This window comes from Martelella sp. UBA3392, assembly GCF_002358775.1.
Taxonomy (GTDB): domain Bacteria; phylum Pseudomonadota; class Alphaproteobacteria; order Rhizobiales; family Rhizobiaceae; genus Martelella; species Martelella mediterranea.
On record NZ_DEPM01000141.1, the window covers coordinates 1 to 267 of the forward strand.

Genomic DNA, 267 nt, shown 5'->3' on the forward strand with positions numbered 1-267 from the left:
ATGTTCTTCAGCGTAATTCCCGGCATGGCTTATCCTCCCAGGCCTTCGGCGAGATTTGTCTTGGTAAGTTTCTGTGCTGCGAGCGTGCCGAAATAGGCGAGCCCCGCGACGATCAGGACCACCGCATTGGCGGCCTGGGTGTAGTTGTAGTCGACGAGCCGCAGCGAATAGGTCGTCAGCACGTCGGTGGAAGGCACGGCCAGCACTACGAACAGGCTGAGCCCCTTGATGCCCGAGATGAACGGCAGCAGCACGCCGGTGACCAGC

General features: G+C 60.7%; 1 pseudogene. It reads right to left on the reverse strand.

The window, feature by feature from the left end:
* Nucleotides 1-29 precede the first annotated feature (29 nt).
* Nucleotides 30-267, reverse strand: a pseudogene (locus B4E36_RS10460) (iron ABC transporter permease); the annotation flags it as partial.